This is a genomic window from Mesorhizobium sp. M2E.F.Ca.ET.209.01.1.1 (genome assembly GCF_004010375.2).
GTDB lineage: Bacteria > Pseudomonadota > Alphaproteobacteria > Rhizobiales > Rhizobiaceae > Mesorhizobium.
Window position 1 is genome coordinate 1 of the sequence record NZ_SADP02000686.1, and the last position, 293, is coordinate 293.

Annotated in this window: 1 protein-coding gene; it reads right to left on the reverse strand. The window is 53.9% G+C overall.

Annotated features, from left to right (window positions below; genetic code table 11):
* Positions 1 to 204: hypothetical protein (locus EN852_RS37440; RefSeq protein ID WP_135879810.1), on the reverse strand; the 204-nt coding region annotated here is incomplete at its 3' end.
* Between the last annotated feature and the right edge of the window lie 89 nt (positions 205 to 293).

Below are 293 nucleotides of genomic sequence, written 5' to 3' on the forward strand. Positions count from 1 at the left end.
GCCCAAGTAACGGAAAAGACTGATGGAGAGCAGCCCGAAAGAAAAGGCCAGGAACAGCGGATTGTCCGTCCGCCAATAGATCATGAAGCCCAGGATCCAGTAGCAAACGCCACCGATCACCAGCATGTGGGCGTTGTCGAACAACGACCGCACAAACTGGATGTAAACATCCGCGGGGATGTTTTCGGTCTTTGTTCTACCCATGCCGTTGGCCCAACACTGCGCCTTGTCATGCCATACCGGCCTTAAGAAAGGCTTAGAACAGCACTTGACTCCGGTTGCAGAGGGTTGAG